The 25921-nt window shown below is 50.0% G+C and carries 29 protein-coding genes; 9 read left to right on the plus strand and 20 right to left on the minus strand.

The window, feature by feature from the left end; all coding sequences use genetic code 11:
* Positions 1–245: 245 nt before the first annotated feature.
* The 6 genes from HV041_RS07630 to fabI form a co-directional block, all read right to left on the minus strand.
* Positions 246–998, minus strand: coding sequence for a DNA-binding transcriptional regulator YciT (locus tag HV041_RS07630; RefSeq protein ID WP_048211504.1), 753 nt, complete (start codon positions 996–998; stop codon positions 246–248).
* A gap of 96 nt (positions 999–1094) precedes the next feature.
* Entirely contained in the window at positions 1095–1277 is a 183-nt protein-coding gene (locus HV041_RS07635; protein ID WP_048211505.1) for a hypothetical protein, read from the minus strand.
* Between the two features lie 194 nt (positions 1278–1471).
* Positions 1472–3463 carry a cyclic di-GMP phosphodiesterase gene (pdeR, locus tag HV041_RS07640; protein ID WP_121584710.1) on the minus strand — a complete coding sequence of 664 codons (1992 nt, stop codon included), beginning with the start codon at positions 3461–3463 and terminating at the stop codon, positions 1472–1474.
* Positions 3464–3724: 261 nt separating this feature from the next.
* A complete protein-coding gene (locus tag HV041_RS07645; protein WP_121584709.1) occupies positions 3725–5659 on the minus strand; it encodes an exoribonuclease II in 1935 nt (644 codons plus the stop codon).
* Positions 5660–5748: 89 nt separating this feature from the next.
* Positions 5749–6894, minus strand: a complete 1146-nt coding sequence (locus HV041_RS07650; RefSeq protein WP_121584708.1) for a carboxymuconolactone decarboxylase family protein — start codon at positions 6892–6894, stop codon at positions 5749–5751.
* 216 nt (positions 6895–7110) lie between these two features.
* On the minus strand, positions 7111–7899 hold the full coding sequence (gene fabI / locus HV041_RS07655) for an enoyl-ACP reductase FabI (RefSeq protein WP_005126472.1): 789 nt from the start codon (positions 7897–7899) through the stop codon (positions 7111–7113).
* A 512-nt stretch (positions 7900–8411) separates the two neighbouring features.
* On the opposite strand from fabI, the gene HV041_RS07660 reads away from it, so the two are divergent.
* Positions 8412–9101 carry an EAL domain-containing protein gene (locus tag HV041_RS07660; protein WP_048212578.1) on the plus strand — a complete coding sequence of 230 codons (690 nt, stop codon included), beginning with the start codon at positions 8412–8414 and terminating at the stop codon, positions 9099–9101.
* Positions 9102–9145: 44 nt separating this feature from the next.
* On the opposite strand, the gene sapF is transcribed toward HV041_RS07660, so the two are convergent.
* The 3 genes from sapF to sapC are packed head-to-tail and all read right to left on the minus strand — an operon-like array spanning position 9146 to position 11836.
* Positions 9146–9952 (minus strand): peptide ABC transporter ATP-binding protein SapF, encoded by an 807-nt coding sequence (sapF, locus tag HV041_RS07665; RefSeq protein ID WP_048211509.1) that lies wholly within the window; start codon positions 9950–9952, stop codon positions 9146–9148.
* Position 9953: 1 nt separating this feature from the next.
* Positions 9954–10946, minus strand: coding sequence for a peptide ABC transporter ATP-binding protein SapD (gene sapD / locus HV041_RS07670; protein WP_003020556.1), 993 nt, complete (start codon positions 10944–10946; stop codon positions 9954–9956).
* Positions 10946–11836 (minus strand): peptide ABC transporter permease SapC, encoded by an 891-nt coding sequence (sapC, locus tag HV041_RS07675; protein ID WP_005126480.1) that lies wholly within the window; start codon positions 11834–11836, stop codon positions 10946–10948. The genes sapD and sapC overlap by 1 nt, the downstream gene beginning before the upstream one ends.
* Before the next feature lie 134 nt (positions 11837–11970).
* Between sapC and HV041_RS07680 the strand changes: the two genes are divergently transcribed.
* Entirely contained in the window at positions 11971–13200 is a 1230-nt protein-coding gene (locus tag HV041_RS07680; RefSeq protein WP_182294116.1) for a site-specific integrase, read from the plus strand.
* Between the two features lie 218 nt (positions 13201–13418).
* Here the strand turns inward: HV041_RS07680 and HV041_RS07685 are convergent, their stop codons facing one another.
* The 11 genes from HV041_RS07685 to HV041_RS07735 form a co-directional block, all read right to left on the minus strand.
* Positions 13419–13661 (minus strand): DUF4060 family protein, encoded by a 243-nt coding sequence (locus HV041_RS07685; protein ID WP_182294117.1) that lies wholly within the window; start codon positions 13659–13661, stop codon positions 13419–13421.
* Positions 13648–14274: a morphogenetic protein gene (locus HV041_RS07690; protein WP_182294118.1), complete on the minus strand. Its 627-nt coding sequence runs from the start codon at positions 14272–14274 to the stop codon at positions 13648–13650. The genes HV041_RS07685 and HV041_RS07690 overlap by 14 nt, the downstream gene beginning before the upstream one ends.
* On the minus strand, positions 14267–14611 hold the full coding sequence (locus tag HV041_RS07695; protein ID WP_182294119.1) for a hypothetical protein: 345 nt from the start codon (positions 14609–14611) through the stop codon (positions 14267–14269). Before HV041_RS07695 ends, HV041_RS07690 begins: the two co-directional genes overlap by 8 nt.
* A gap of 41 nt (positions 14612–14652) precedes the next feature.
* The gene (locus HV041_RS07700; RefSeq protein WP_182294120.1) at positions 14653–15699 is read right to left on the minus strand and encodes a RecT family recombinase; all 1047 of its coding nucleotides are present in this window, start codon (positions 15697–15699) and stop codon (positions 14653–14655) included.
* Between the two features lie 11 nt (positions 15700–15710).
* Entirely contained in the window at positions 15711–19049 is a 3339-nt protein-coding gene (locus HV041_RS07705) for a RecE family exodeoxyribonuclease (protein WP_182294121.1), read from the minus strand.
* 139 nt (positions 19050–19188) lie between these two features.
* Positions 19189–19350: a YdaE family protein gene (locus HV041_RS07710; RefSeq protein WP_233471414.1), complete on the minus strand. Its 162-nt coding sequence runs from the start codon at positions 19348–19350 to the stop codon at positions 19189–19191.
* 7 nt (positions 19351–19357) lie between these two features.
* On the minus strand, positions 19358–19555 hold the full coding sequence (locus tag HV041_RS07715; protein WP_115601924.1) for a DUF1482 family protein: 198 nt from the start codon (positions 19553–19555) through the stop codon (positions 19358–19360).
* On the minus strand, positions 19555–19755 hold the full coding sequence (locus tag HV041_RS07720) for a hypothetical protein (protein WP_115601925.1): 201 nt from the start codon (positions 19753–19755) through the stop codon (positions 19555–19557). The genes HV041_RS07715 and HV041_RS07720 overlap by 1 nt, the downstream gene beginning before the upstream one ends.
* Positions 19752–19907: a hypothetical protein gene (locus HV041_RS07725; RefSeq protein ID WP_182294122.1), complete on the minus strand. Its 156-nt coding sequence runs from the start codon at positions 19905–19907 to the stop codon at positions 19752–19754. Before HV041_RS07725 ends, HV041_RS07720 begins: the two co-directional genes overlap by 4 nt.
* Positions 19908–20199: 292 nt before the next feature.
* Complete coding sequence (locus tag HV041_RS07730; RefSeq protein ID WP_086523735.1) at positions 20200–21351, minus strand: type I restriction endonuclease; 1152 nt, start codon at positions 21349–21351, stop codon at positions 20200–20202.
* 21 nt (positions 21352–21372) lie between these two features.
* Positions 21373–22074 (minus strand): helix-turn-helix transcriptional regulator, encoded by a 702-nt coding sequence (locus HV041_RS07735; RefSeq protein ID WP_162873151.1) that lies wholly within the window; start codon positions 22072–22074, stop codon positions 21373–21375.
* A gap of 109 nt (positions 22075–22183) precedes the next feature.
* Here HV041_RS07735 and HV041_RS07740 point away from each other — a divergent pair, with 109 nt between their 5' ends.
* The 7 genes from HV041_RS07740 to HV041_RS07770 all read left to right on the plus strand — a co-directional run bounded on the left by HV041_RS07740 (position 22184) and on the right by HV041_RS07770 (position 25904).
* Positions 22184–22402, plus strand: coding sequence for a helix-turn-helix domain-containing protein (locus tag HV041_RS07740; RefSeq protein WP_116360000.1), 219 nt, complete (start codon positions 22184–22186; stop codon positions 22400–22402).
* A 29-nt stretch (positions 22403–22431) separates the two neighbouring features.
* The gene (locus HV041_RS07745; protein ID WP_182294123.1) at positions 22432–22971 is read left to right on the plus strand and encodes a toxin YdaT domain-containing protein; all 540 of its coding nucleotides are present in this window, start codon (positions 22432–22434) and stop codon (positions 22969–22971) included.
* Positions 22972–23118: 147 nt separating this feature from the next.
* Entirely contained in the window at positions 23119–23991 is an 873-nt protein-coding gene (locus HV041_RS07750; RefSeq protein ID WP_182294124.1) for a DNA-binding protein, read from the plus strand.
* Between the two features lie 2 nt (positions 23992–23993).
* Entirely contained in the window at positions 23994–24332 is a 339-nt protein-coding gene (locus HV041_RS07755) for a DUF977 family protein (protein WP_182294125.1), read from the plus strand.
* A complete protein-coding gene (locus HV041_RS07760) occupies positions 24329–24907 on the plus strand; it encodes a hypothetical protein (protein ID WP_182294291.1) in 579 nt (192 codons plus the stop codon). Before HV041_RS07755 ends, HV041_RS07760 begins: the two co-directional genes overlap by 4 nt.
* Positions 24904–25395 (plus strand): hypothetical protein, encoded by a 492-nt coding sequence (locus tag HV041_RS07765; protein ID WP_182294126.1) that lies wholly within the window; start codon positions 24904–24906, stop codon positions 25393–25395. The genes HV041_RS07760 and HV041_RS07765 overlap by 4 nt, the downstream gene beginning before the upstream one ends.
* Positions 25392–25904 carry an ead/Ea22-like family protein gene (locus tag HV041_RS07770; RefSeq protein WP_182294127.1) on the plus strand — a complete coding sequence of 171 codons (513 nt, stop codon included), beginning with the start codon at positions 25392–25394 and terminating at the stop codon, positions 25902–25904. Before HV041_RS07765 ends, HV041_RS07770 begins: the two co-directional genes overlap by 4 nt.
* The last annotated feature ends 17 nt before the right edge of the window (positions 25905–25921 follow it).

The following is a 25921-nucleotide window of genomic DNA, read 5'->3' on the forward strand; positions in this document are numbered from 1 at the left end:
GAATCACGGAATCCAGTTCACTTTAATGATAGCGCCAAAATAGGACGACTAAAGATATTTCCGCGAAACCGTTTAGCGCAGGACGTTACAATCAAATCCTGAGGTGACTGTTCGCTCCTGTTATATCGCTAACATTAATTCTACGACTTTATCCTGTTAACGACAGGTAAAAAGTCTTAATTGGACTGTCGGATAAGTCTCAGAGAGAAGATGATCTGCCCGCGGACAAATCATCTGCTGAAGTATTATGCGTGAGCATCAATGATATTGACGGTTAAACCCGAGTGTTCAAGTTGCATTTGCACGCTGGCGCTGAGTCTGGAGTCCGTGACTACGCGACTGAATCTGTCTAACGGGCCCAGCGTGTATGGATGAATGGCCTCAAATTTAGAGCTATCGGTGAGTACAATCACCTCAGCGCCTTTTTCCAGAACCGCATTAACCACATCAGAGCGCATCATATCACGCCCGGTGAAGCCGGTGTCAGCCTGCCAGCCGTCAATACCGATAAAGGCTTTACTGAAATGTACCTGCTGAATAAACTGGCGAGTCAGCGGTCCGACCATGCTCTCGCTTTTTTTCTGATAGATCCCACCGAGGAGAATGACTTCACACGGTGTTTCTTTGAGCAGGTGCGCGATGTAGCTACTGACCGTGATGATGGTGACATCTTTTTGTTCTGCCAACGTTCTGGCCAGCAGCGCATTGCTGCTGCCATTTTCAATAAAGACGGATTCACCAGGATTAACCAGTGACGCCGCAAATTCGGCCAGTTCACGTTTAAGGGTGAAATTGGTCATCATGCGCGTTTCGACATCATCACTGTTCAGTGACACCGCAAAACCGTGCGCACGGCGCAAGTAGCTCTGTTTTTCCAGTGTGTTCAGATCCTGTCGAATCGTCACTTCGGAGACACCGGTGATTTTAGCCAGGTCGGCCACGCTCATCTGACCTTTATCGATCACCATCTGCAAAATAGATTGTTGTCGGGAATTCATAGTATTAATTTTTATAGCGATATCGTATCGGAAATTAAACGGTAGCTGCGTTATCTGAAATCTGATGGCTACAGCGACATAACGTGAGTGAAGTCATCAGATTTCCCACGGGGCCTTCGGTTTTTTTGACACAGACGCTGTATCTTCTTTGACCGTATCTAACAGTTCAGCCTTGAGAATTTCGAGATTGTGGATCGCTGAGTGGTAATCGCCTGCAACGAGAATATCCAGCACAGTATCAATGCGCTCGGCCAGACGTTGTGCGTCGGTATCAGACATGGTCATCATCCTAATGTCAAAAAGGTTTGAATTTCATGATGCAGAAATTCATGCCAAAAGAGAAGGGAAAAATAGTATTAACATGAATGATTGGAGAATATTATATATTCCGTGATTACATACAGATATGGTCATCACGTAGTGTCCATTTATGGCTATTTTTCACGGTTATCCCTTGCACTTTTCTTGTTGCGTTATCGCAATTTTTTATTCAGATGACGTTTATACCAACGTTCAAATACAGCGGCTGGCATTGGCTTGGCGAACAAAAAACCCTGACGTTCATTGACGCCATTTTTGGTCAAAAAAGCATCCTCTTTCGTACTTTCAACGCCTTCAGCTATCACCTGTAGGTTAAGCGCCTGCGCCACTGCGACAATAGCGCGCACCAGCGACTGTGAAATGGGTTGTTTATGAATATCCCTGACGAACGCCTGGTCCAGCTTAATGGCATCAAGTGGGAAGCGGGCCAGTTGAGACAACGATGAATAACCCGTCCCAAAATCATCTAAATGGATCTGTGCCCCAAGCTGGCTAAATTGCTGAATAACGGACAGTGCCAGGTGTTCGTTTTCAATTAAACTGCTCTCGGTCAATTCGACATCGATAGGGCAATATTCAAAATTGAGATCGTGAAGCACCTGTTTCAGGTCGGTAAACAGCGTCTGATCGGCAAGCTGGCGAGCAGAAACGTTCACGGCCACTCGCAGATTAATCCCTTTATCGCGCCACTTTGCGACCTGACGAACAACGTCGAGAATAACCCAGCGCCCCAGCGGCACAATCAAGCCTGATTCTTCAGCGTAGGAGATAAACTCCAGCGGAGGAATGAGACCACGTTCAGGGGACTGCCAGCGCACCAGCGCCTCCAGACTACGTACTTCACCACGCCATGTTATTTTCGGTTGGTAATGAATCAACAGTTGATCGTTTTCCAGCGCCTTACGCAAGTTGGTATCCAGCCAAAGATACTCAAAGACTCGCTGGTTCATTTCCGGAGAGAAAACGCAGAATTGTCCCCGTCCGCCTTCCTTTGCGGTATACATGGCAGTATCGGCATTGCGAATAACGCTCTCGCAGTCGTGTCCATGCTGTGGTGCAAGGGAAATTCCAATCGAACAACCGGTATAAACCTCAATCAGGCCAATTCGGAAGGGCTGGCGCAAACGGGTCAAAATACGTGATGCCGTGGCTTCCAGCGCCACTTGAGATGTTTGAGTCGCGAGGACAATAAACTCATCGCCACCAAAACGGGCCAGTAACTGGTTATCATCAAGACAGCTGAGAATTGCCAGTGACACGCTTTGCAACAGTTGATCGCCGAACATATGTCCGTAGGCATCGTTTACTTTTTTGAAATTATCCAGGTCGAGGTACACAATACCAACCTGGGTATCTCCTGCATTCTCAATGGCTTCAGTGATCAGTTCATGAATCGCATTCCGATTAGGTAATCCGGTAATGGAGTCGGTATTTGCCAGAACTCTCAGGCGTTCCTGAGCACGCCGTTCTTCGGTGATATCGGTACCTGAGCAGATTAGAAATATTTCGTTCTTACCGCTGCCGTTGTGCACAAATTTATTGCGAAACAGAAACAGTCGCTGACCTTTACAGGTCTTCACCCAACGTTCGACTTCATATGAGTTACCTTCGCGAAAGAAAACATCGATGTTGCGTCTGGAGGCTGCGGCTTCGCGTCGACTCATAAACAGCGTGAAGACACTTTGACCAATCACTTCGCGTTCTTTGAGTCCGGTATATTCTTCACACAGGCGATTGAAACGCTGAATGTTCCCCATGCGGTCAAGGATGACAATAACGGAGTTGGCTTCAGAGACCACCTGTTCGGCAAAAGAAAGTCCTTGTGCCAAATCGCGGGCGACCGGAGGGGTATCATCCCAGGCGGATGCACTTCCGGCCCATTCGCGTTTATTTATTTTCCGCCCGACCAGGTGAACAGGGATATCGTCATCTTCAATCGACAGTGTTATTAACAGGCTTGACGTGATGACCGTCATCTCCCGGATGCGGTCGGCTTGCTCAGGTGATAATTCGATGTTTTGGTTCGTTTCTGCCGCTTCGTCAATAGAGAAATGCAGGATGTCGCAACCCTCTGACAAACGCCAGTAGGGGTTATGGGTGCCCACATAGCTATACAACGTAGCCAGCTCCCGAACGTCTTTCATGATGTGTACTATCCCGTTTAAAGCGCATGGAGCCTCAAAAGTAAGGGTAGCCATAATTCAAAGGGTGATGATGGCTGAACATATTGTTTTATTTATATATTTATGTGTAATCCAGATTCAGGAAAAAGCAAAGCTGGCGAACGGAAAATAGTAAAAAATAAATCTGACTGGATGGAAGAAGTGTAGTGCGTGGCAGGCAATTGGTCGGGAAAAAAGAAAACGACCTTTCACAAAAGAGAAAGGTCGTTGAGTTAATGCGTATTATACGGCAGGGCGCGCGATGACGCTGCGGGTTTCCATCCGCACTTCGGCGATGGTGACGTCAATGACATCAGTAACTTTGTAAACCACCTCACCTTTGATCTGGACCGTACCACTTTCCTGGCTACACACCAGTTCATCACGAACCGCGTGCAGGAAGGGGGCCGGAATAAAGGCTACCGCGCCGTTATCAATTAAACGTACACGCATACCACCACGGCTGACATCAATAATCTCGGCCGCAAAGCGGGTGTCGGTGCCGGCTTTGTCATTCAGAAAACGTGCATACAGCCAGTCACCCACATCACGCTCGGCCATGCGGTTCAGGCGGCGACGTTCAGCCATCTGCAAAGTCGTATCATCCTGCGGGCGGGAAATTGTCTCACCTTTGATGATGGCCTTAAGCAAGCGATGGTTGATCATGTCGCCATATTTACGGATAGGCGAGGTCCAGGTGGCATAAGCTTCCAGGCCCAGACCAAAATGCGGACCCGGCTCGGTGCTAATCTCAGCGTAAGACTGGAATCGGCGGATGCGGCTGTCGAGGAAACCGGAAGGCTGCGCATCCAGTTCACGACGCAGTTTACAGAAGCCTTCCAGCGTCAGGACCTCTTCAGCATCAACGTGCATACCATGGGTTTTCAGTAGGGCAGCCAGTGCTTCTGCGTTAGCCGGATCGAATCCCATATGCACGTTATAAATACCAAAGCCCAGCTTGTCGCGCAGTACGCGGGCAGCACAAATGTTCGCCGCAATCATGGACTCTTCCACAATGCGGTTCGCGATGCGGCGCGGTTCCGCCACGATATCCAGTACTTCGCCTTTTTCACCGAGAACAAAACGGTAATCCGGGCGGTCTTTGAATACCAGAGCGTGATTATGGCGCCATTCGCCACGACTGAGACAGATACGGTGCAGCAGATGGATCTGCTGTGCAATTGCGTCATTCTCCGGCTGCCAGTCACCCGTGCCTTCAAGCCAGTCAGAGACGTTGTCGTAGGCCAGCTTCGCTTTCGATTCAATCGTTGCTGCAAAGAAGGTGATATTGTCTTCGATCGTGCCGTCAGCAGTGATGCTCATGCGGCAGGCCAGAACCGGGCGAATTTCGTTAGCACGCAGAGAACACAGATCGTCCGAAAGCTCGCGCGGCAACATTGGGATGTTGAACCCCGGCAGGTAGTTGGTAAATGCACGAATTTTTGCAATGTTATCCAGCTTACTGCCTTCAGCAATCCAGGCGGTAGGATCGGCAATCGCGACGGTTAACTGCAATTTACCGTCCGTTTGTTCTTCGGCGTAAAGCGCGTCATCCATGTCCTGCGTACTGGCGCTGTCGATGGTGACGAAGTTCAGTGCGGTTAAGTCCTCACGCACCAGACCCTCATCCAGCATCTCAGTGGCGATGCCATCGGGTGCTTCTTTTTCCAGATTATGGCGAGCCAGTGTGACCCACCACGGAACGAAGTGATCGTCAGCGAAGGTAATAAATTGGGTTAATTCGGCGTAGAAGGTGCGGTCGCCTTTTAACGGGTGACGACGCATTTCTGCAACAGCCCAGTCACCTTCTTTAAATTCATGTTCAACGCCACGCGCGGCGCGGCAGGGAATCGCATCTTTCAGGAGCGGATGATCCGGCGCAATGGACAGGCGGTCATTCTTACCCTGAACTTTGCCCACGAAGCGCGTCAGGAACGGCTCGATCAGTTCTTCCGGTTCGGCAGATTCGCGATCTTTTTCCGTATGGATAACCGCCACAATGCGGTCGCCATGCATCACTTTTTTCATCTGCGGCGGTGGAATGAAATAGCTTTTTTGTGCATCGACTTCCAGGAAGCCAAAGCCTTTTTCCGTGGCTTTTACCACCCCTTCAGCACGTGGCGTCTGGGAATGTAGTTGCTGTTTAAGCTGCGCTAGCAGCGGGTTGTCCTGAAGCATAATTGTCTATTTTCGTGGCTGAAAGAGCGGCTGACAGTTTTACGCGAATCTGCCAGTCGCAGCAAGCGCTCTTTCAGCAAGTGGATCGGTTAATACGTCTCGCCCAACGCGATCTTCAAACGATTTAACCATCCGCACAATCCGCTCCAGGCCAGTACGTTAATTGCCTGTTCTGAAGATATACCCTGGTCGAGTAACGGAGTAAGCAGTGCGGCGCTAAAGCGATCGGGCGCCCGGGTTAGCCATTGTACCGCCTGCAGGGTGACGCGCTCAACCGGATGTCGTTGCTCCCAACGCTGTATTTGGCGCTCATCCTGGCGAAGTACGGTAATAATCTCAGTGAGCTCAGTGGCTGAGAGGGCGTACTCATTGAAGCAGGACACGCTACCGTTAATCCGCGATGTGAACAGCGTGGTCAGAGAAAATGTCCGTGATTGCACATCGCTGTGTAATGTGCTGGTAAAAAGCGCTTCAAATAACGCCAGTTCTTCAGGTGAGTGTTGAAGTAATGGCCTCAGCGCTTGCAACACAATGGGAGTATGGCTGGCATGTGCTTCTGTGCCGGCAAGATGTTTTTCAATTGGCAGGTCGGCGGTGTGCCACTGTGCTTCTTCTGCACTAAAGGGGGATGCCTCGGCAAATTGCTGAATATCAAGGCCTGGAATGCGTCGCACAGGATGGCCAAACCAGGCCTGAAACAACGCAACGACGCGGGCCTGAAAGCCGACAAAGCCAACGATTTGATTCATCAGAACACTGTCGCTGGTCGTGAGGCCAACCGCCTCCAGATGCTGGCGATCGCGTGAGCCGATGACGTCCGGAGAGCTGGCTAGCTGGCGAGCATATTGGGTGATTTGCGCCAGTCGGTGGTTGCTTTCCCTGGATGAATTAGGGCCAGGAAGGGGGGTCAGACGTGCAGCATAATGATTACATAAACGCTGTACGCCACAAACCTGTGCGACGGTTAAAGCGGTACTCATACGTTCATAGGCGCTGAACGTGTGCATTGAGTCCAGAGAAACATGCACTGGGAAGAGAAGTTGAGCAAGTTTACGGGCAGGTTCTAACCAGGACTGAAAGGGTAAAAGCGCAACGGCAGGTATCGTCAGATCCAGCAAAAATCGGTCCTCTACGTGTGCGGCTTCGGGCACCAACGGTAGAACATCTTGCGGATATGTACTGGACTGTGTCTCATGATACCAGTGGCTTTTGCCTTCAATTCGGCGTTGTTCCATGGGCGTTCCTTGGTCTAAAAAGTGGCGACCCGGATACGTCGTCATACCTGTACGCCGGATCGTTTGCGCTGCGATATCCTGACGTAAGCGAATGAGGTGATGAAAGATTGTTAAGTGATAATAAATATCAGAAAAGCATATATAGCCACGAGCGAAGGAGAAGGGAGAGGAAAATAATGGGCGACGGAGCGTCGCCCATAGAGGAAGTCTGAAAGATTATTTCAGTTCCAGTTCGTTCATTGCGGCGATGCTGAAGCCGCCGTCAACGTGAACGACTTCACCGGAGATACCGGCGGACAGGTCTGAGCACAGGAATGCCGCAGAGTTGCCCACATCTTCAATGGTAACGGTACGACGAATCGGCGTAACCGCTTCGCAATGTGCCAGCATTTTACGGAAATCTTTGATACCGGAAGCCGCCAGAGTACGGATTGGGCCGGCGGAGATTGCGTTCACACGCACGCCTTCAGGACCCATCGCGTTAGCCATATAACGAACGTTGGCTTCCAGAGAGGCTTTCGCCAGACCCATTACGTTGTAGTTCGGGATCGCGCGCTCTGCACCCAGGTAGGACAGCGTCAGCAGTGCAGAACCAGGGTTCAGCATTGAACGGCATGCTTTTGCCATTGCAACAAAGCTGTATGCGCTGATGTCATGAGCAATTTTAAAGCCTTCGCGGGTGACCGCATTCACGTAGTCGCCATCCAGCTGGTCAGCAGGTGCGAAACCGATGGAATGTACGAAACCGTCGAATTTCGGCCAGACTTTGCCCAGTTCAGCGAACATGGTGTCGATGCTGGCGTCTTCAGCCACATCACACTGCAGTACGATGTTGGAACCCAGCTGAGCGGCAAATTCTTCCACGCGGCCTTTCAGTTTGTCGTTCTGGTAGGTGAACGCCAGTTCAGCGCCTTCGCGGTGCATCGCCTGTGCGATACCATAGGCGATGGACAGTTTACTGGCAAGACCGGTCACCAGAATGCGCTTACCGGAAAGAAAACCCATAGCTTTAATCCTTATAGTCATTACTTATTTTTTTTAGCAATCAATGAGTTATGATTGCAATTTCAAGGTCACTCGAAATTGGTGTGAAATTATATCCCACTCTTTGCCCCTTGTGTCACGATCTTTCTCTGCTATTCACCAGACGGTGAGCAGCAGTAATCGGCATTTCAGAGGGCAGGGAATCGTTGTCAGCACCTGGTGGCCTGTCACTATTCATTGCACGTGAGGAGTATATCACTCCCCCCTGGTTCTGCCTCATCCAACCAGAGAAGAGCAGGGGTATAAGGTGAAAATACAAGGCGTCAGAGGGTTAAAATGGTATGATCTGACCTCTAGTCGATGTTTTAACACATATCAATGTAAGAACATTCTTAAAACAAAAAATATGACCATATTCATTTAGTTATGATATATTGTTTTTATCGATCAATATCGATTCATTGATCGATATTATTGATTGATTATGATTAAAAGTGCATTATCAGGACGTTATGATCAATTGGAGTGGTCTTATGCACTATCATTTCATCGCGGAACCGATGAGAGACACAACAGATAAGTTGCTGGGTGTTGAGATGCTCGCCCGCTTCACCTCTGAGACGGTTCATCCGTTACACGCAGATTCCATCATTTCGGCATGGAGTAGCGAACAAAAACGTAATTTCATGCTTGAGCAAATTCGGTTAATTGCAGAAAAGCGTAATTGGTTCGAGAACAATAATCTGCTCTGTACGCTAAGCCTTATTGATGAAATGGCGCTATTAGCAATTGGTGATCCCGTCATTAAGTCGGCCTTGCATTCCATGCCCTTTATTGCGCTGGAACTTTCAGAACGCTTTCTGTCGAATACAGTTTGCCTGAACAACCTGCTGATTAATTCGCTGAGTGATGGCCCAAATGCCTTGTGGCTGGGCGATCTCGGATCTGGCAGTATTGGCGCGAGTCCGCTGGTGTGCGGCCGTTTTGACGTTGTGAAAATGGATCGCGACTTCTTCCTGTCACAGGTAGAAAAAACAATTTTCCCGGTGTTGATTAAAAATATCAGGGGATATTGCGAGCGCGTTGTGGTTGAGGGGATAGATACGACCCATCTTATCGAGGAGGTCTGCACCGCCGGCGTTTGGGCGATGCAGGGTGAAATTTTCCCGTCAGTCACGTTCTCTGAGGTTGACGCGCTCCTCTTGCCCCGGTTTTGTCACTGATGACAGAACGGATAGCCCTCCCGTCCTGGTGGGCTATTATCTGATTAACGGTCTTTCCGCCAGGCATCGGCGGTAAGCGCCTCGCCAAAATGCCCTGCAATAAGACGACGAGTCAGCTCATGTAGCGGAGAGGCCAGCACGTCCGCCGTACTGCCGCGCTCGACAACTTCGCCCTGATGCATAACTAGCACCTGGTCGCTGATGTGTTTCATCATCCCAATGTGTTGGGTCACATAGATATACGAAATCCCTTGTTTTTCCTGTAATTCCAGCATCAGGTTGATGAGTTGCGATCGCATCGACATATCCAGAGAAGCCAGCGCTTCGTCGGCGATAATAACTTTTGGCCGCAAAATCAGCGCACGGGCAAGGCCCAGACGCTGTTTTTGCCCTGGGGCCAGCATATGCGGATAGTAGCTAACATGATCGGGTAGCAGACCCACCATACGCATAGTTTCCACAATCTGTTTGCGGCGCTGTTCAGGCTCCAGATCGGTATTCAGGCGTAACGGAAAATCGAGGATCTGTGAGATACGCTGCCGTGGGTTTAGCGACGTTGACGGATCCTGGAAAATCATGCGAATACGCTGACTACGAAATGAATAATCGCCATATTTTAGCGGATGATCGTCAATCAGCAGCTCGCCGCTGGTCGGCTCAACCATCCCAGCCAGCATTTTCGCCAGCGTGGACTTGCCTGAGCCGTTCTCGCCAATAATAGCGAGCGTTTGACGTTCACGCAGCGTAAAGCTCAGCGGTTTAACGGCTTCGACGGTCTGGCGGCGAAATAATCCCGTCCGGTAGCGGAAGGTTTTGCTCAGATTACGCACTTCGAGCAGGGTTTCTACCATCTCACTCTCTCTCCATATTCAGCGGGAAATGACAGGCGTAGAGATGATTCTTTGCTCCGGTCAGCCTTGGGGTTTCAATGCATTCGCGCTGTGCATAAGGGCAACGCGGCCCCAGACGACAGCCGATGGGCAACTGTTCTAACAACGGAATTGCTCCTGGCATGGTATTCAGGCGGCTTTTATGCGGCATTGCGCTACCAAAATCAGGAATGGCGCGAATCAGCGCTTGCGTATAAGGGTGATGGGGGATCGTCACCAAATCTTTACTGGGCGCGGTTTCCACCGTTTGTCCGCAGTACATTACGTTGATTTTGTCTGCCCATTGGCTGAGCATTTGCAGGTCATGGCTGATCAACAAAATGGTGGTATTGCTGTTTTGATTCAGTCGAGTCAGCAGACGAAAAATTTGCGCCTGGGTTGTGGGTTCCATCGCATTGGTGGGTTCATCTGCAATCAGCAGGCGAGGTTGGTTTGCCAGTGCGATGGCGATCATGACCTTCTGGCACTCGCCGTCGGTCAGCTCATAAGGGAAACTGCGCATGGCATCTTTATGATCTTTTATCCCGACGCGGTGCAGCAGTTCAATCGCGCGGCGTTTGCGCCAGCCGATACGTTGCCACCAGCGCCCCTTGTAAGTCCAGGCGGGAATGTTTTGCATCAGTTGGCGTCCAATACGTTCAGACGGATCCAGACAAGACTGTGGCTCCTGAAAGATCATGGACACGTTATGGCCGACCAGCTTACGTCGCTCGCGGGCGGAAAGGCGCAACAGGTCGATATCATCAAAACGCATGCGGTCCGCGGTAACGCGCCAGTTATCTTTGGCGACGCCGCAGATGGCCTTAGCGATCAAACTTTTACCTGAACCCGATTCACCGACCAGTCCACGGATCTCACCTTCGTTTAGCGTCATGCTGACGCGGTCCACTGCTTTCACCCAGTCGTCACCGGTCCTGAACTCGATAGTCAGGTTGCGGATATCCAGTAATGGCATTATTCCACCCCCGCAATAATTGCGCGGCGTACGCCGTCACCTAACAGATTTACCAGCAGCACACTTATCATAATTGCCGCTCCGGGCAGCATGACGGTCCACGGCGCAACATAGATCAACTCCAGCGCATCGCCGAGCATGGCGCCCCATTCTGGGGAGGGCAGCTGTGCGCCGAGATCAAGGAAGCCCAGGGCGGCGATATCCAGAATCGCCATTGACAGTGCTCGGGTGATTTCAGTGATAAGACCGGCAGTGATATTCGGCAGAATCGCAAACCACAGGATATTGAGCGTGCTCGCGCCATCCAGACGAGCAGCAATGACATACTCTTTTTCCAGCTCGTCATGCACCATGCTGTAGACGGAGCGCACCATACGCGGCAGTAAAGCCAGCCAGACGGCGAACATCGCATGCGTCAGATGTGGCCCGGCAAAAGCCACCACAATAATGGCCAGCAGTAGCGATGGAATTGACAGCAGGGTATCCAGAATGTGGTTCAGCACCGCTGAGCGTAGTCCGTGCGTTGCCCCGGCAACCACGCCCAGCAACAGACCGCAGAGTGTGGCGGCGAGGGTAACGACAAACGCACCGCCAACGGTCGGGGCCGCGCCGCTGAGCAGACGGCTTAATACGTCGCGGCCCAGATCGTCAGTTCCGAGGAAGAATGACACTTCGCCATAGCGTGACCAGGACGGTGGCAACAGTTGGTAGCCAAGAAATTGCTGATCGATGCCGTAAGGGGCAAACCAGCCACCGAACACACACAGAATGACCAGTCCCGCACAACCGTACAGACCCACCATCGCAGAAGCATCGCCATAAAAATTACGCCATGCGGTGCGTAGCGTTCCGGGTGGGCGCTTCTCGCTATATACGCTATCGTAGGGCATATGTACTCGATTTAATTTTGTTGAACATGCTTTATGTCTTTTTAAATTTTCCAGTGCTGGTGTGCCTTCACTGCCTACTAGCGATTTAAATTGGTTTATTTCGTTTTAATTCGAAGGTTATCAATTTACGTAAAATGTGTACACTGGTGTGTATATCCTCTCCCGGAGTGTACACATTGCTTACCGATACAAAATTAAGAAAAGCTCTTGGCAAGAAAAGAGACAAGATCGAAGTTATCTCAGATGCTCACGGGCTTAATATCCGATTATCCACTTCCGGCAGTATAACATTTTTTTACCGCTACAGATGGAACGGGAAGGCCGTTCAGCTGACGATCGGCGATTATCCGTCCATATCTTTATCTCAGGCAAGAGAGCGAAGGCAGCAATTCAGGGCATGGCTGACTGAGGGGTTCGATCCGAGACGCCAGGCGGTGCTTGAAAAACAGAAAAAGATTGATGCAATAACCGTCAGGGATGCCTTCGATTACTGGGAGAAGTATTACTGTATCCCTGAAGGCCTGGCAAAAATAAAAGTTAATCGACGTGATTTCGAGAACCACATCAATCCGGTTCTCGGGAACATGATTGTTGATCAGACAACCAAGGCGCACTGGCTTAGCCTTTTCGATGGCATGGGAAGGCGAGTTGTTACTGGGCAAATGCTGGGTTTGATGCAACGTACCTTTCGTTTTTGTTCTAACCGTGGGGTGATTAGCGTTAACCCCATCGAAAGCCTGAGACGGTCTGATGTCGGTTTAGCTGCTGCGGTAAGGGACAGAAAATTAAGTGATGATGAAATCAAAACCGTCTGGAATACGCTGCCAGAACTAAAAGAAAGGCAACAGCTGATTATGAAGTTCCTCATCATGACCGGTTGCCGCAGCACCGAGATCAGGACAGCTAAATGGGAATGGTTCGATTTCAACGAACATACGTGGACAATTCCGGCAAGTGATTATAAAACCGGAAAGACCGTAAGAAGGGCTCTTCCTGAAGCTGTAGTCAGAATGATGAAAGAGGAAAAGGAAACGTCTCTCTCAAATCATGTCGTCACGCTGTCACGATATAAAGGACCAGAAGATGACCGGCCACCTCTTCAGCCAAATGTTGCTATGTTTTCAACCCAGATAATTGCAAAAAATGGAATGAAAACGTGGTCGCTTCACGACCTGAGAAGAACGGTTGCGACGCGCCTATCCGAATTAGGCGCGCCACCACACGTAGTAGAAAAACTGTTGGGTCATCATATGTCAGGCGTTATGGCGCGGTATAACCTACATGATTACCTGGATGATCAGCGGCATTGGCTCGCAGTATGGCAGGATCATCTGGAAAAACTGATTGGTCAGCCTCTGGTTTAATGCCTACGTTTTCCTCCCATGCCAGCAAGTCTGACATTCTCCATCGTTTGGGACTGCCATTTATTCTCGGTTTCGGAAATGGCTGAGTAAAGTAGGATGGCATCCTGGACGGAGTGCTCCAGAAATACAGTGTGCTGCGCGATATCTTATACCGGGACAAAACTTCATTAGTTATTAAAATAGCGTCTGCCTGCAATGCGTTATCCATATATTACCTCTTAATTACATTGTCCAGGCAGTGCGCGCAATCTGCGCATACCTGTCATTGCTGTGGCCACGTAGCTCGCCTTACGGTTAACCACCTCAACCCAGACCTTCACGCCTTCAACTCTCACCGTGTATGTCTCCTTCATCTTGCTGCGCCCGTAGTCACCGTAACGTTGCTGGTGGGTAGCCAGTGCGATGTCGCATGCCTGACGTGCTAACGGGGATTGCTGATTACCTCGGTTAATCAGTCGCATGGTCGTCTCCTTCGATACGCTCAAACTCAATAACCCAGACCCATGGGTTAGCTTTCCAGGACTCTTCGCCATAGATTGAGTCCCACAGCTCACGGAATGCTAAACCGGCCTCCATTGGGCCAGATGCTGCAATAACGCCTTCGGCCCGGGCATCGTCCTGGCTCATGCTCCGTATACGCTCCACTCGAACGCTGGTAATCTCCAGAAGAAGGCGGGATGCCCAGCGTGGCATGTGGATTGATGGCCGCCAGCAGCAATGCAGATTATCGTCAGCATCGAAAAACTCTGGTGCAGGCTTGCCATCAGCCTTGTAAACGCAGAACCGTGCCTTCTCAAATGGTGCAGAGTCTTTGCAATAGGCATCCATCTGACCGAAGTCGAATAACGGTCCCTGAAAAGTCTCGCGTACCCAGATGCGATCACCCGGTTTACCAAACGGACTGTTCAAATAGTTCCCGGAAGACAGCTCCCCGGCGAGTTCGTTGCCGGATAATTCACAGCCAAGATTACGATCCTTGAATGGAAACTTAACCGGGCGGCGCGTTTGAGTCTTCCTGCTGTCGAGAATGGCGCGAACCATTTCACTGTTAAAAATCATTCCGCGTTCAGTCATTCCAGGCCTCCAGCTCGTTCTGAATCTCTTCGTCGATCTCGTCGTTGCTGGCATCTTCATTGAGGTAGCTCAACGCTTCTTTTCTATACTGCGCACGGCGCTCGCCGTACCACGCTGAAAACTCAGGTGACCAGCCGCAACCATTACCCTGAAAATCTACCAGAGCGTTGTCCTCTGCCACGCGCTCAACCATGCAGTCGGCAGTTGTCAGGGCGCACTCACGGATATACTGGCGTAGATCCCGCTTGCGCCAGTACGGGCTATATTTCGAGTCGCAACGACCTTTAAATTCGACGGCCCAGCGACGGATGCAACGTGCATTTAATGATTTGCTCATCTCGTTACCGGGAGGGCGAACCCTCCCGCCTCCCGCCTCCCTCAGCCCACGTATTCCGGTTTCATATCTGCCAGGGTAATGCTGAACTTATCGTGCAGCTCGTCGCCCAGATGACGTTTCGCCGTTGCCAGAACTCGCTCAACTTCCCCGAAACGCGCTGCTGCACCCGGTTCGTCCGGAGACGGTAGGGAGTTGATCGCGGCCTCAACCTTGTTACGTGAATCAACCAGGTAATAGCGCCTCACGGCCTTGTTCTTCAGTTCGGTGAACAGAGCTGAACCCAGTGTGGCCTTTGCGCTTTCGATATCAGCCCGGAGTGCTTTGGCGCTGTCTACATCCTGCGCAGCATCGATGCGCTCACGAAAGTCGTCGGAAAGAGCGTCGATATTTGCCGACGATTCCTGTGCGCTTTGCGTGGTTGTGACGGTGTCACCTGCGATTTCAGCAACGCTCATTCGTTGGGTTGGTGCGGGGTTAATTTCGCGCTCTGTTCGCTGTTCCAGATCTTCTCTGTCATAAACACCCATTGTGACTTCAGGGCAGTAAGTCCTCGCCCAATACTTGACGGCCAAATAACCTATTTGCTGTTTAGGTGCTGTTTTCCACAAAGGGGAATTTCGCGTAGTAATATCAGCAAGGTAAATTGGCTCCCCCCAAGTCACCTCTGTCTCGCCGCGAAGTACGGCTCCGACTCGAACAAACAAACCTGATTCATCACGCACGTCTTTTTTGCCAACAATTTTTTCCCACTCGCCGCCGTACTCGTATTTAAAGCGCCCGCGTACAACTTTGGAGCTGGTGATTAAAGCGTTGTAAAGCTGTGCTTCATAGCCCAGAGCCCCGTTAACTAGGTGGGTTTTCTGGCCTACAACAAATGGGTCCATACCCCAACGAGCGGCCTGCATGATTATTGCCAGGCAATCAGAAGGTCTCCCCTGTAGATGTTTAGGTACGGTCGCTACGCCCTGAGACATCACCTCTGCTAGCTTCATCATGCGATCCATGACGTCGATATTCAGAAGCAGGGATGTGTTATTCATCGTGCTCGGTTCGTTATGTTCGATAACTGTAACGTTGGTCTTTTCCATCATCATTCCCCTTATGCCAGACGCAGCGCTTCAAGGCGGCGCAAGTCGAAGTCGTTCAGCTCGTCGGTGTAATCAGCGGTGATAGGCGCTGGCCATTCGCCAGTGTCAAAGCCGGTAGCGATAGCGCGCATCGCCTTGCGGTATTCGAGCATGCCCAGTTCCAGCAGTTCGGCGGATGCCTCGATGATGGCGATCCAGTGGTAGTTCTCGTCTTTGTTGACGAAAATCCAGAAAAACTGGTCCAGTGCAGCGGTCTCGCAATACATAGCCGCGCTCAGGTGGTAGTCACGGTCGATGATTTCGCGGTGCAGTTTGGCGCGCAGACCTTCCTGTTTAATGTTCCACATGCTGATGGTTTTCAGGTCGGCACCGATGCGTACCCCGTCCAGGTCGATCTCAAGATCGGGGCGAACGCGGACTTCAAGCCCGGTTTCATCGTCAAAGCCAAAGTAGCTGACCTCCACGGCTCGGCTCGGGTGCTGAAGCAACATGCCAGCGGTCGGGTGCTGGAGCAGTGCTTTTTGAATGGCCAGTGCGGTGCTCAGTTGTTGGCGGGTGACCAGCACTTTCCCTTGCGGATTCTCGCGCCACGCATCCAGCAGTTCGTCGGCGAAGACGGCATCCGGATTAACAGACTTCACGGCATGAATCAGATCTGCTTTGGTACCGGACACTTTCAGCGGCGCCAGTTTCTGCGCTTCCTGTGCAACCAGGTCAGGATTGATGATTGCCAACTGCTCGAGTAACGCATCACGGCTACCGCTGGTTTTCACTTGAGCAGGCAGAGTGGCGTTGTATTCCTTGATGCAGGCCTTCATTGCCGTTGCGGTCTGTTTCTGGTCCGCTTCGATACGCTGGTAATCTTCTGGAAGCGACATATAGCTCTGACCAGTTTCCTCGACTGACCCACCCAGCGGCACCTGAGCAGGCAGTGTGGCGTTGTGTTCTTCCAGCAACACTTTGATATCGTCGGCTGACAGCTGCGCCGGCAGGCTGGCGTTATACTCATCAATAAACGCGCGAATAGTTGCTGTTGTGGTGAAAGCACCATCTGGAATCACCGGTTCAACGCTGAATTCTTCGTCGAGCTGCTCGGGCTGCAGCGCCAGCGCATGCACCAGGTTGCCCATATCCAGAACCGGGGAGCGCTCTTTCGTGATGGTCTTCTCGACGTGGCGTGCGTTGAAGTACATCAGCGACACTCGCGCGTCTTTTACCTGGGTAGAGCTGATACCGTTGGCTGCGTGATAAACCTCGTTCGGCAGACCTTCGTAGCGGCCTGGCTCGAAGTAGGCGGGATACACAACAGCTGGTTCGTCAGATTGTGCTTCTGGCTCGGTTTGATTCGCTTTTTGGGTGTTTTGATGCGCATATTCATCATTCTGATGCGCATTTTCCGGTTTTTGTTTCACATCGGCTTGCTGGCCGGTATGTGACTCTTCACCAGTTTCCAGACTGCTTTCGCCTGACTGCACTTCATCACCAGCCTGTTTTTCATCACTGACAGTTTCTTCCATCTGCACATCGCTGGTGGTGTCCTCATTAACTGGTGAACGGTCATCTTTTTGTTGGGCGGTTGATGCGAGGTCTTCTGTGATCCATTTCGGGTCTGTAGCGTCACTAATCCCCTCAACATATTCGCCGCGGGAAGCTGCAAGAATTTTGTTTACCTCTTCAGCTGTTACTTTTTCCTGTTTCATAGGTACAGGCATAGACGAACGACCGCAGGCTATATCAACGAGCAACGGATCTGGGTTGGCGTGGTCGGTTTCCGTCAGTACTCTATTCAAATATTCTTGGTGTTTTACAGGATCAGCATAAAGCCCCTCTGGTGTGGTTTTTACTGTTGCGATGATGCAGGCACGTGAGTAGTCCAGGCCACCAGGAATTGAAACGAATCTCTCTCGAGTTGCCAGCCATTCGGGATCGTCCATCTTATTCATAATGGAGTTTGCCTGCAGTTCTATATCCAGAGGGACGTTGTAAATATCAAATTCGCGGTCACGGGCACGTAGCGCCAGAGCAATCTCATGCTCCAGACCGAGAATGGTTTGCGGGAATTTACGGTCAGAGATAATTCCGCCGCCGGCGTTCGCACCTGAAGGTGTGCGATTAATGGTTGTTACACGATTACCTTGGCTCCACTCTTTAACCAGCAGGCCGCGATCGATGTATTCAGTTTTGAACCACACCGTCAGGAACTGGATAACTGTTGCCAGCTCCGGTTTCTTACCGTCGACAGGGAAGACTTTCTTAACGGCATTCACGACTTTATGAATATCGTGCTCAATGGCTTTTTTGAATGCTTCCACATTCTCAGCAGCCAGCAGCAGGTTCTGGACGTACGAGTGATCAGTGTCCATCTCAAGGCGGACAATCTCATTCTTCTGGCCGGCGTCGACGTGATAGAGATATTCACCATCACCGATGAACTGAGCCAGTACGCGCTGGCGGAATGGCAGGGTGGCAACAACAATCAGGTTTGGTTGTTCTGTCTGCTGAGATTGCTCTTCGGTACCGAGTTCACCATCAACGACGCCATCTTCGGCCAGGCCGTTCTCACGGAGCTGGATGTCGTCCTCAACAGTGAGATCTTGACCCGTTGTAACGCCAGCACCGCTACTGATTTCAGTTTTGAGCAACTGCAACTTACCGCTGCGCCAGTCTTCTACCAGTTGATTGCGGTCACCGGCATCCGTGTTCACCCAGTCAGACATGAACGCAGCTATCAATCTTGGTTCGTGGTCTTCGTCTGGTGCGAAAATGTCCTTAACCGCCTGAATCATTTTCCACTCAGCATTCAGGCTGAGTTTGGTAGTCTCGGGTGCATAATTCTTTGCCACAAGCAGGCTCTGGAGATATGTATTGCCTTCATCCAATGACATTTCGCTGGCAGCCAACTGCTGCTCTTTAGTGACATGAGTCTGGTATTTGTCGATCATCAGATGGACGGCAAAGCGGACTGCTGGAGTACGGTTTTCAACCGGGACAATTTCGGACGCAGTCGAGTCTTCAACGATTACGGTCGGAGTAGGAGTGGAGGGTGCGTCAACGGCGCCAGTAGAATCACCAGCTGCTTTTGGCAGCCAGGTGCGCCCATCGTTCTGAAGTTCGTAACGATCACACCAGGTTAAATCAACCTCACCTTCTTTCGGCAGGCCGTCGACAACTGGGAAATCAGTGCGAATCGGTTTGGCGTAGTCCTTACCCCGACCTGTTTCGATGCCTGCATCTTCCAGCGCAACATCCAGCATCAGATTGGCTCGAGCCTCGGTTTTGGCAGTGAACCAGACCACTGCATCTTGCTTTCCGGATTTCTGAGTGGCTTTAACCACATTAAAGAATTCCATGTGAGATCCTCTTTTTTGGGTGTTAGAATCCCCGGACCATTGATAGCGCCCATTGGGTTAACTTTGGTTTTAATGTTGTTTCCGGTGTAACTTTGGTCGGTGGCACCGGACGTAGATCCCGCCTTGCGCGGGTTTTACGTTAGCCTTCGTGAGCCATCTGGTCGTGCGAAGCGCAACGTTTGGAGCAATACTCTTTCTCTTTACGCGCCAGCAGTGAGCCGTTGCGATAGAGAAGGGTGTTTTTGATTACTTCTTCCGGTTCAACCGGTTTGCCGCAATAACCGCATTTGGTCTGCATCATCATTTCCTCACAACTTAACGTCCGCCTGAGCAGGTAATTCGCCGCTTCTGATGATCCTTTCAACTGGATAGCAGTTACCTGAAACCTGCTGCTCAACAGCGGCCTGCTCACATTGCTGTTGGTCGCCATAAACACCCAGTACAACATCCTGAAAATCACCGTTGGTCATACCAATGGTCAGCACTAATGCGAATAAGGTGTTCATCAGTGCGTGCCTGCCAGAACCAGATTCGGTTCAATGGTGCGGGAAGCATACGGGCTGCGGATATGACGCAGATTTCCCTGCGGTTCGTGCCAGTAGGTGCCGTTGATGTGGTCATAGGAGACCTGCCAGGCTGCTCCGGTGCGCTGGTTACGCATTGCAACTGCACGACCGCTGTTTGGTACTGCATTCGCGGTTTTCATGACAAAGCCTCTTTAAATTCTGCAAAACTGAGTGCTTCCTCGCCTTTAGCTAAGCTTTCAAAATATTCCTCGTATGCTTTTTCCATCTCACCCTCGATACCTTGCGGTTGGTTAGTGAACTTCACTGGTGGTGCTGTGACGCTGCTCTTCACAGTTGAGCGTTTTAACTCTGCAATTCACCACCGCGAAGCTCACTTCTGTTTTGCCCTTGTCGCCAGGCTAGCGGAACGTTTGAACTTGATGCGCTGAGTGTTTCGCGATGACGAAAGAATAACTATAGTTATCTATAATGTCCATAACTTAACTTATAATTACGGTAATTAAGTTATATGTCAATGATAACAAAGGGAATTTAATTTTATGAAAATGGGGGGTGGATAGCAGAAGTGGATTTGTTACTTTAGGATGAAGAAGGTGAAACCGGCCATCAGGCCGGTTAAGTTCTTACTTCTTACGGAAATTTTCGTCGTTTTTCACGTACTCAAATGAATCAAGAACTAATCCAGATATCCTCAAAATATCTTCTGGATTATCCATGTAAATTCTTGAGGTATCACAGGTTAACCCTGCCCTAGAGATTTCATTAATTGTTATGTCATTCAACTCTATAGGCAACTGGATAGATGATTTCGACTTTTTATCATAGTAGCGAACTATCCAGCGGTTCGTTTTACCCTGGAATAGAACACCGAAGTATGATGCAGTATCTTTGTATTGAATGTCGTGCTCCGCTCCAATGATTGATACGATTTTATCAAAGAGCTGCCTTTCGTTATAAGTCGTAACGATATTAGGATTATCGGGATCTACAATATCCGCTTGTACGTCAGACTTTTCTTGTTCGTTATCGTCATGAACTTCGTCGTGAGGGGATTCTGTTGAGTTTTTTCCTGATAGTCCAGAAACTACCATGGCGCTTACTGATAATTCTACTGCCTGTTTTACTAATGGAGTTATTGACTCAAGAAATCGTTGGTTCAATTGCCTTTCTACATTCGATCTGCTTGCTACATACCTAACAAATTCCTGGTCAACTTCTCGAAGGCTTGAACTTATTGTTTTAGTAAAAGCTGAAAGGTATACACTTTCTTCTGCGAGAGTTCTTAATGCTTCAGGTTTGAACTTGTCATGTCTAAATCTAAAAAGTTGCTCAGCATCAGCATCTGTAACCTCATCCATTCTTATTTTCAAGAATGGAGTGGGGTCCATAATATTTTTCTCTTTTAGATCAGTAAAAAACCGCCACTCAACGCCATTGGTTATGGCCGATATTGTCACCTCTGGGGTTGAGTTAAAATATCTTGATAACTGTGGGCAGTGATTATCAATTTTTTCTTTATAGGCTTTGGCTTCAATGAACATGACTGGAATCCCTTGGCAAAACAGGGCATAGTCCACCCGCTCATTAGCCTTCACCCCAGGAAAGTCTGCACCATATTCAGCTTTTACTTTTTGTGGATCGTATGGACTAAAACCGAGAATGTCCAAAAATGGTAAAATTAGTGCCTGTTTTGTTGTTTCTTCAGTAGTGCAATGAAGTCCAACGTTTTTAACATGCTCACTATGAAGCTTTAACCTGTTTTTAAATGCATCCATTTGGGGTGTCCCATATCTGTGTTAATAGTCTAAAACTGACCACCAAAAAACTCTGCCTATAATTTCTATATCTCCTAGATTTTTATCCTCAGATGGATACTCAGCACTGTTGTAACTGCGAATGCTGATCATCTCGGGTCCTGTGCGATAAAGCAGTTTAATTCTTTTCCATCCATCTTCGTTGATGGCATACATTTTCCCATCAACGATTTTTTTATCTTTTGTATTTACAGCGACCGTAGTGCCATCAGGAATATTGGGTTCCATACTATTTCCCCTGGCGGGGAAACATAGAACACCTGAACCGTCGGTGTTAGCTCCCACCTTGCGCAGAGTAGCTTTCGAAAACCTCAGTTTAAAACCGTTGTAATCCTCGTCTGAAACCCTGCCGTCACCACAAGCAAACTCTATATCTCTCAAAAAAGGGATCTCCACCTCATCTTCAGGAAGCGGTGTGTTTTTGTCCCATGAGTCAATTTTTCCCCAATCTTTCTCTGAGGGGATGTTGTCTTCATGACGCATCGGCCCGCTTCCAGCGCTTAGCCATTCTGGTCTGACGCTTAGCGCACGCGAAAGCTCAACCATTTTACGGCTTCCATTTGTCTTTCCTGATGTCATTTTTTGAATCGCCGGTTGTGAGAGTCCGACACGTTCAGCTAACTGCCCTTGGGACAGGCCTGCAGCGGTCATGGCGGCGATTAATCGTTCTGCGAAGGTTTTCATATCGTCAATTTATAACCGTGGTTATAGAAAGTAAAATAACAAATGTTATAGACTGGATTCATAACTTGAGTTATCTTTTGGTCGTTAGCTACCATTTAAGGAATGACTCATGAATTTAGTTATATACAGGGCACTGAAAATCGTGGGGAGTCAGCAAAGGCTTGCTGACGCCTGCGGAGTTTCTCAACCAGCTGTTTGTAAGTGGTTGAATGGTGGTGCCGTATCTCCGAAGCACGTCATGTCTATCGTCAAGGCTACAAATGGAGAGGTCAAAGCCCATGAAATCAGACCTGACCTATCCGATTTATTCCCTCATTCAGCCGCCTGACTAGCGGCATAACCATAAAAGGACTGCAAATGCCATCACTTACGTTTTACCAGGATACAGGATCGCCGCAGCAGGTGGTGATAAATCGCGCTCAAGCGCAGAAAGGACCGAGCCATGAAGATATTCGTGATGCGGTCCGCTCCTGGGCTGGCGCCGATGGCCAGGACGTAGTTACGGCTCTGATCATCGAAGAGTACGTGTCTCAGGGCGGTGACGACATCACTTTCCCTGACGATCTCTGCCGAAAGCGTCAGAAGCTTTTCCGCTTCCTGGACAACCATTTCAACAGTGAACGGTACCGCGAGAACGTTCGTCAGCTGACTCCGGCAATACTCGCAGTCCTGCCGATTGAATACCGCAACCGCCTGCTGCCAGAAGACAACATCATGGCTCGCCTGGCACGTATGGAGAAAGAAACCAGCGAAGCGAAGATAGCTGTCGCGATGGACGCACCACGTCATCAGAAACTGAAAGAACTGAGCGAGGGGATCGTTGAGATGTACCGCGTTGACCCTGGGCTAACTGGCCCGCTGATGGAGATGGTGCAGATGATGCTGGGGGCTATATGACGGGCTCAAAAAAAGGTAAAGGTCGGACCGCGCCAACGGAACCGACCTTCGGTGTAATTCCAGGCAGAAATTACGAGGTAAGTATGTCAGAAAAATCAGCCTTCAGAAAGATAGATGGGCCACCACTTTAGCGATTAAGAGGTCTTTATGCGTGATTACGCAACTGTTGCACCTCAGTTCTGGCTTGGGATAACAGGTCGTGAACTGAGGAAGCTAGGCGCGGAGGCGCAGGTGGTTTCGTTCTATCTGATGACCTCGCCACACGCAAACATGCTCGGGTTGTATTACCTGCCAATTCTGTACATAGCCCATGAAACGGGTCTGGGCTTGGAAGGGGCTTCGAAGGGGCTAAAAAGCTCCATTGAAGCGGGATTTTGTAGCTATGACGAGGACACTGAGATGGTTTGGGTGCATGAAATGGCCGCTTATCAGGTGGGGCGATCACTAAAGCCAGGGGATAACCGTTGTGCTGGCGTCAGGAATGAGTATGTGTCATTACCTGAAAACCCTTTTTTATCATTGTTTTATGAGCGTTATAAAACAGATTTTCACCTTAATTTAAAACGTGAATCGCGCCAAATTTCCGAAGGGGCTTCGAAGGGGCTACGAAGCCAAGATCAGGAACAGGATCAGGAACAAGATCAGGATAAAGATATTTCGGGGCATGGCGCCGCCACACCCCAGGGGAAAAATACTTATCCGGATGATTTTGAACTGGCGTGGCAGGAATACCCCAAACGCTCTGGTGGTAACAGCAAGGCTGATGCGTTCAAAGCCTGGACTGCACGGATTAAATCCGGCGCAACAGTGCAGGAGCTTACTGATGGTGTTCGGCGATACGCGGATTACGTAACTGCCGCTGGGAAACTTAACACCGAGTATGTGAAACAGGCATCCACGTTTTTTGGACCCTCAAAGCACTACGAAGAGTCGTGGTCTTTTGCGGCGCCAGATGGGAAAAGAGATCCGAACACAATTTCCGAGCCAGATAAAACCATCCCAACCGGATTCAGGGGGTAAGCATGCCAAGACCAAATACACCAGAAGAGCAGGCGGCACTTATCCGGGTGATCATCGAAGAGGTGAAAATCCGCGGTCGTTTAACCGTTGGCGAGGCATCACAAATGTTGTCGCTGCACCGTCAGACGGCTGAGAAGTATTTCCGCGTAGCAGCCGAACGCGGCGAACTCATTCGTCACGGTCGCCTTGGTTTGTTCAGAGACCAGAAGGCGGTGATTGATTTCGATCTCCAGCGATTCTCATACGGTTCGAGTAAGCCAGTTATTGAGTTACCAGCTGATTTTCGGGGAAGCGCAGTTATGCGCCGGGTAATGGATATCGTGGGGAGAATGCCAGCATGAAACCAACATACGAAGAACTAGAGAAAAAATGTGCATTGCAGCAATCAAAACTGGCTGCGATTAACGAGTTGATGAGTGTCGTGGAAAAGGCCAGTGATATCGCAAAAGCTGGTATCGAAGAGCTGCAATCACAAAACGCAGACATGTCAGTACAGCTCGCTAACGCCGAGAGCAAGTGCAGGGAGCTGGCGGCGGAGAATGCGGATAAACAGGAATTCATCAAAACCTGCTTCCGCGCAGCTGCTGTTGGCGGGTCGATGGATGGTGCTGACATTCAGGAGCTTGGCGAGCGTCTTGGTCTGTTCGGACGTGAAACCTACCAGCCAGTTCTGCACGGTTATATCTGCGGACATGAGGCTGGAGAGGATACCGTTTACGTCATGAAGAAAACCCCAGCCACTGACGCTTTCCTGGCAGAAGTGCGGGCGCAGGGTGTGGAAGCTTTGGTATTGCGCCGCAAAACTGCTGCAAGAATTGCTAGAGAACGTGATGATTTACGTGCTGCTGATGCTCTCGAGGGTGAAGCCTACCGCGCTCAGATGTTTGCTGATGAGATTCGCCAGGAGGCCAAATGAGCACTGGAATTGAACTCATGCAGCATGCGCTGGGCATCAATGAGAGGAACCGCACGCCATACCGTAATTATTTCCTCGCAGGCGAAGGGCATACGGATAACGAGAAGTGGGAAGAACTGGTATCTGATGGTTTAGCCACCTCCCGTCCTGCGCCTGATTTCGTAGGAGGCGGAACGCTTTACCACGTCACAGAAAAAGGTGAAGCAACGGCAATTTCTGCACTGCCAGAGCTAAAGAAACGCACTCGATACGAAGAATATCTTGATGCTGATAGCTGCCAGCCGTTCAGTGAATGGTTGTTGGGATATCGACTGCCTGAAGTCGAATATAGCCGTGATGGAAAATGCCGAATGTTTCGCTGCTCATACGACGCGGCTTATGGCTACCCACGACGTGATGTTGAAGGCGAGTGGTGCGACACCAAAAAAGCAGCGAAGGCTAGTTACAAAGAAGCTTTGCGTAAATCGAAACAGGAGGCAGCCCAATGACAGCACTCAACAAACAGGCTCTGCGTGAAGCGGCGGTTAGAGCAGGTGGTGGTAAATGGATTTACATTCGGACGCTATCGCTTTCTAGCGCCTACATTACCGAGGAGACAGGAGCGACAGTTATCAACTGCACAGCTGGTGATGTCCCTGCCAAATGCGCTGGTTTTCTTGAGTTAGCTAACCCCGCTACCGTTCTGGCGCTGCTGGATGAGCTGGAAACCAAAGACAAACTCAAAGCTGAACTTATGGAAAAGCAACGCCTGATAGATATCTGTCAGGGACAAGGCTTAGAGCACCGCATTTCGGCAGAGAAACGGGCAGAGGCCGCAGAGAAGCGCATAGCAGAACTGTCCACCAGCCACAGTAAATTGCGCGACACAATGGCTGGCATCCACAACACAATCCGAATGGATGGCGGCTATACGCCACTGGCAGCAATCCTTAACGCTGCTAAACGCGCACATGAAGAATCAGCCACAGCCGCTGGCATTGGCGTGAAGGGGGAGTGAGATGCAGGTAAAAACGA

Source organism: Citrobacter sp. RHBSTW-00029 (assembly GCF_014104295.1).
In the GTDB taxonomy this organism is placed as follows: Bacteria; Pseudomonadota; Gammaproteobacteria; order Enterobacterales; family Enterobacteriaceae; genus Citrobacter; species Citrobacter youngae.

Bases quoted from the DNA above. Each gene is read 5' to 3' on its own strand.
- HV041_RS07630 (WP_048211504.1), bottom strand. From the start codon at position 998: ATGAATTCCCGACAACAATCTATTTTGCAGATGGTGATCGATAAAGGT.
- HV041_RS07635 (WP_048211505.1), bottom strand. From the start codon at position 1,277: ATGTCTGATACCGACGCACAACGTCTGGCCGAGCGCATTGATACTGTG.
- pdeR (WP_121584710.1), bottom strand. From the start codon at position 3,463: ATGAAAGACGTTCGGGAGCTGGCTACGTTGTATAGCTATGTGGGCACC.
- HV041_RS07645 (WP_121584709.1), bottom strand. From the start codon at position 5,659: ATGCTTCAGGACAACCCGCTGCTAGCGCAGCTTAAACAGCAACTACAT.
- HV041_RS07650 (WP_121584708.1), bottom strand. From the start codon at position 6,894: ATGGAACAACGCCGAATTGAAGGCAAAAGCCACTGGTATCATGAGACA.
- fabI (WP_005126472.1), bottom strand. From the start codon at position 7,899: ATGGGTTTTCTTTCCGGTAAGCGCATTCTGGTGACCGGTCTTGCCAGT.
- HV041_RS07660 (WP_048212578.1), top strand. From the start codon at position 8,412: ATGCACTATCATTTCATCGCGGAACCGATGAGAGACACAACAGATAAG.
- sapF (WP_048211509.1), bottom strand. From the start codon at position 9,952: ATGGTAGAAACCCTGCTCGAAGTGCGTAATCTGAGCAAAACCTTCCGC.
- sapD (WP_003020556.1), bottom strand. From the start codon at position 10,946: ATGCCATTACTGGATATCCGCAACCTGACTATCGAGTTCAGGACCGGT.
- sapC (WP_005126480.1), bottom strand. From the start codon at position 11,836: ATGCCCTACGATAGCGTATATAGCGAGAAGCGCCCACCCGGAACGCTA.
- HV041_RS07680 (WP_182294116.1), top strand. From the start codon at position 11,971: ATGTGTACACTGGTGTGTATATCCTCTCCCGGAGTGTACACATTGCTT.
- HV041_RS07685 (WP_182294117.1), bottom strand. From the start codon at position 13,661: ATGCGACTGATTAACCGAGGTAATCAGCAATCCCCGTTAGCACGTCAG.
- HV041_RS07690 (WP_182294118.1), bottom strand. From the start codon at position 14,274: ATGACTGAACGCGGAATGATTTTTAACAGTGAAATGGTTCGCGCCATT.
- HV041_RS07695 (WP_182294119.1), bottom strand. From the start codon at position 14,611: ATGAGCAAATCATTAAATGCACGTTGCATCCGTCGCTGGGCCGTCGAA.
- HV041_RS07700 (WP_182294120.1), bottom strand. From the start codon at position 15,699: ATGGAAAAGACCAACGTTACAGTTATCGAACATAACGAACCGAGCACG.
- HV041_RS07705 (WP_182294121.1), bottom strand. From the start codon at position 19,049: ATGGAATTCTTTAATGTGGTTAAAGCCACTCAGAAATCCGGAAAGCAA.
- HV041_RS07710 (WP_233471414.1), bottom strand. From the start codon at position 19,350: ATGATGCAGACCAAATGCGGTTATTGCGGCAAACCGGTTGAACCGGAA.
- HV041_RS07715 (WP_115601924.1), bottom strand. From the start codon at position 19,555: ATGAACACCTTATTCGCATTAGTGCTGACCATTGGTATGACCAACGGT.
- HV041_RS07720 (WP_115601925.1), bottom strand. From the start codon at position 19,755: ATGAAAACCGCGAATGCAGTACCAAACAGCGGTCGTGCAGTTGCAATG.
- HV041_RS07730 (WP_086523735.1), bottom strand. From the start codon at position 21,351: ATGGATGCATTTAAAAACAGGTTAAAGCTTCATAGTGAGCATGTTAAA.
- HV041_RS07735 (WP_162873151.1), bottom strand. From the start codon at position 22,074: ATGAAAACCTTCGCAGAACGATTAATCGCCGCCATGACCGCTGCAGGC.
- HV041_RS07740 (WP_116360000.1), top strand. From the start codon at position 22,184: ATGAATTTAGTTATATACAGGGCACTGAAAATCGTGGGGAGTCAGCAA.
- HV041_RS07745 (WP_182294123.1), top strand. From the start codon at position 22,432: ATGCCATCACTTACGTTTTACCAGGATACAGGATCGCCGCAGCAGGTG.
- HV041_RS07750 (WP_182294124.1), top strand. From the start codon at position 23,119: ATGCGTGATTACGCAACTGTTGCACCTCAGTTCTGGCTTGGGATAACA.
- HV041_RS07755 (WP_182294125.1), top strand. From the start codon at position 23,994: ATGCCAAGACCAAATACACCAGAAGAGCAGGCGGCACTTATCCGGGTG.
- HV041_RS07760 (WP_182294291.1), top strand. From the start codon at position 24,329: ATGAAACCAACATACGAAGAACTAGAGAAAAAATGTGCATTGCAGCAA.
- HV041_RS07765 (WP_182294126.1), top strand. From the start codon at position 24,904: ATGAGCACTGGAATTGAACTCATGCAGCATGCGCTGGGCATCAATGAG.
- HV041_RS07770 (WP_182294127.1), top strand. From the start codon at position 25,392: ATGACAGCACTCAACAAACAGGCTCTGCGTGAAGCGGCGGTTAGAGCA.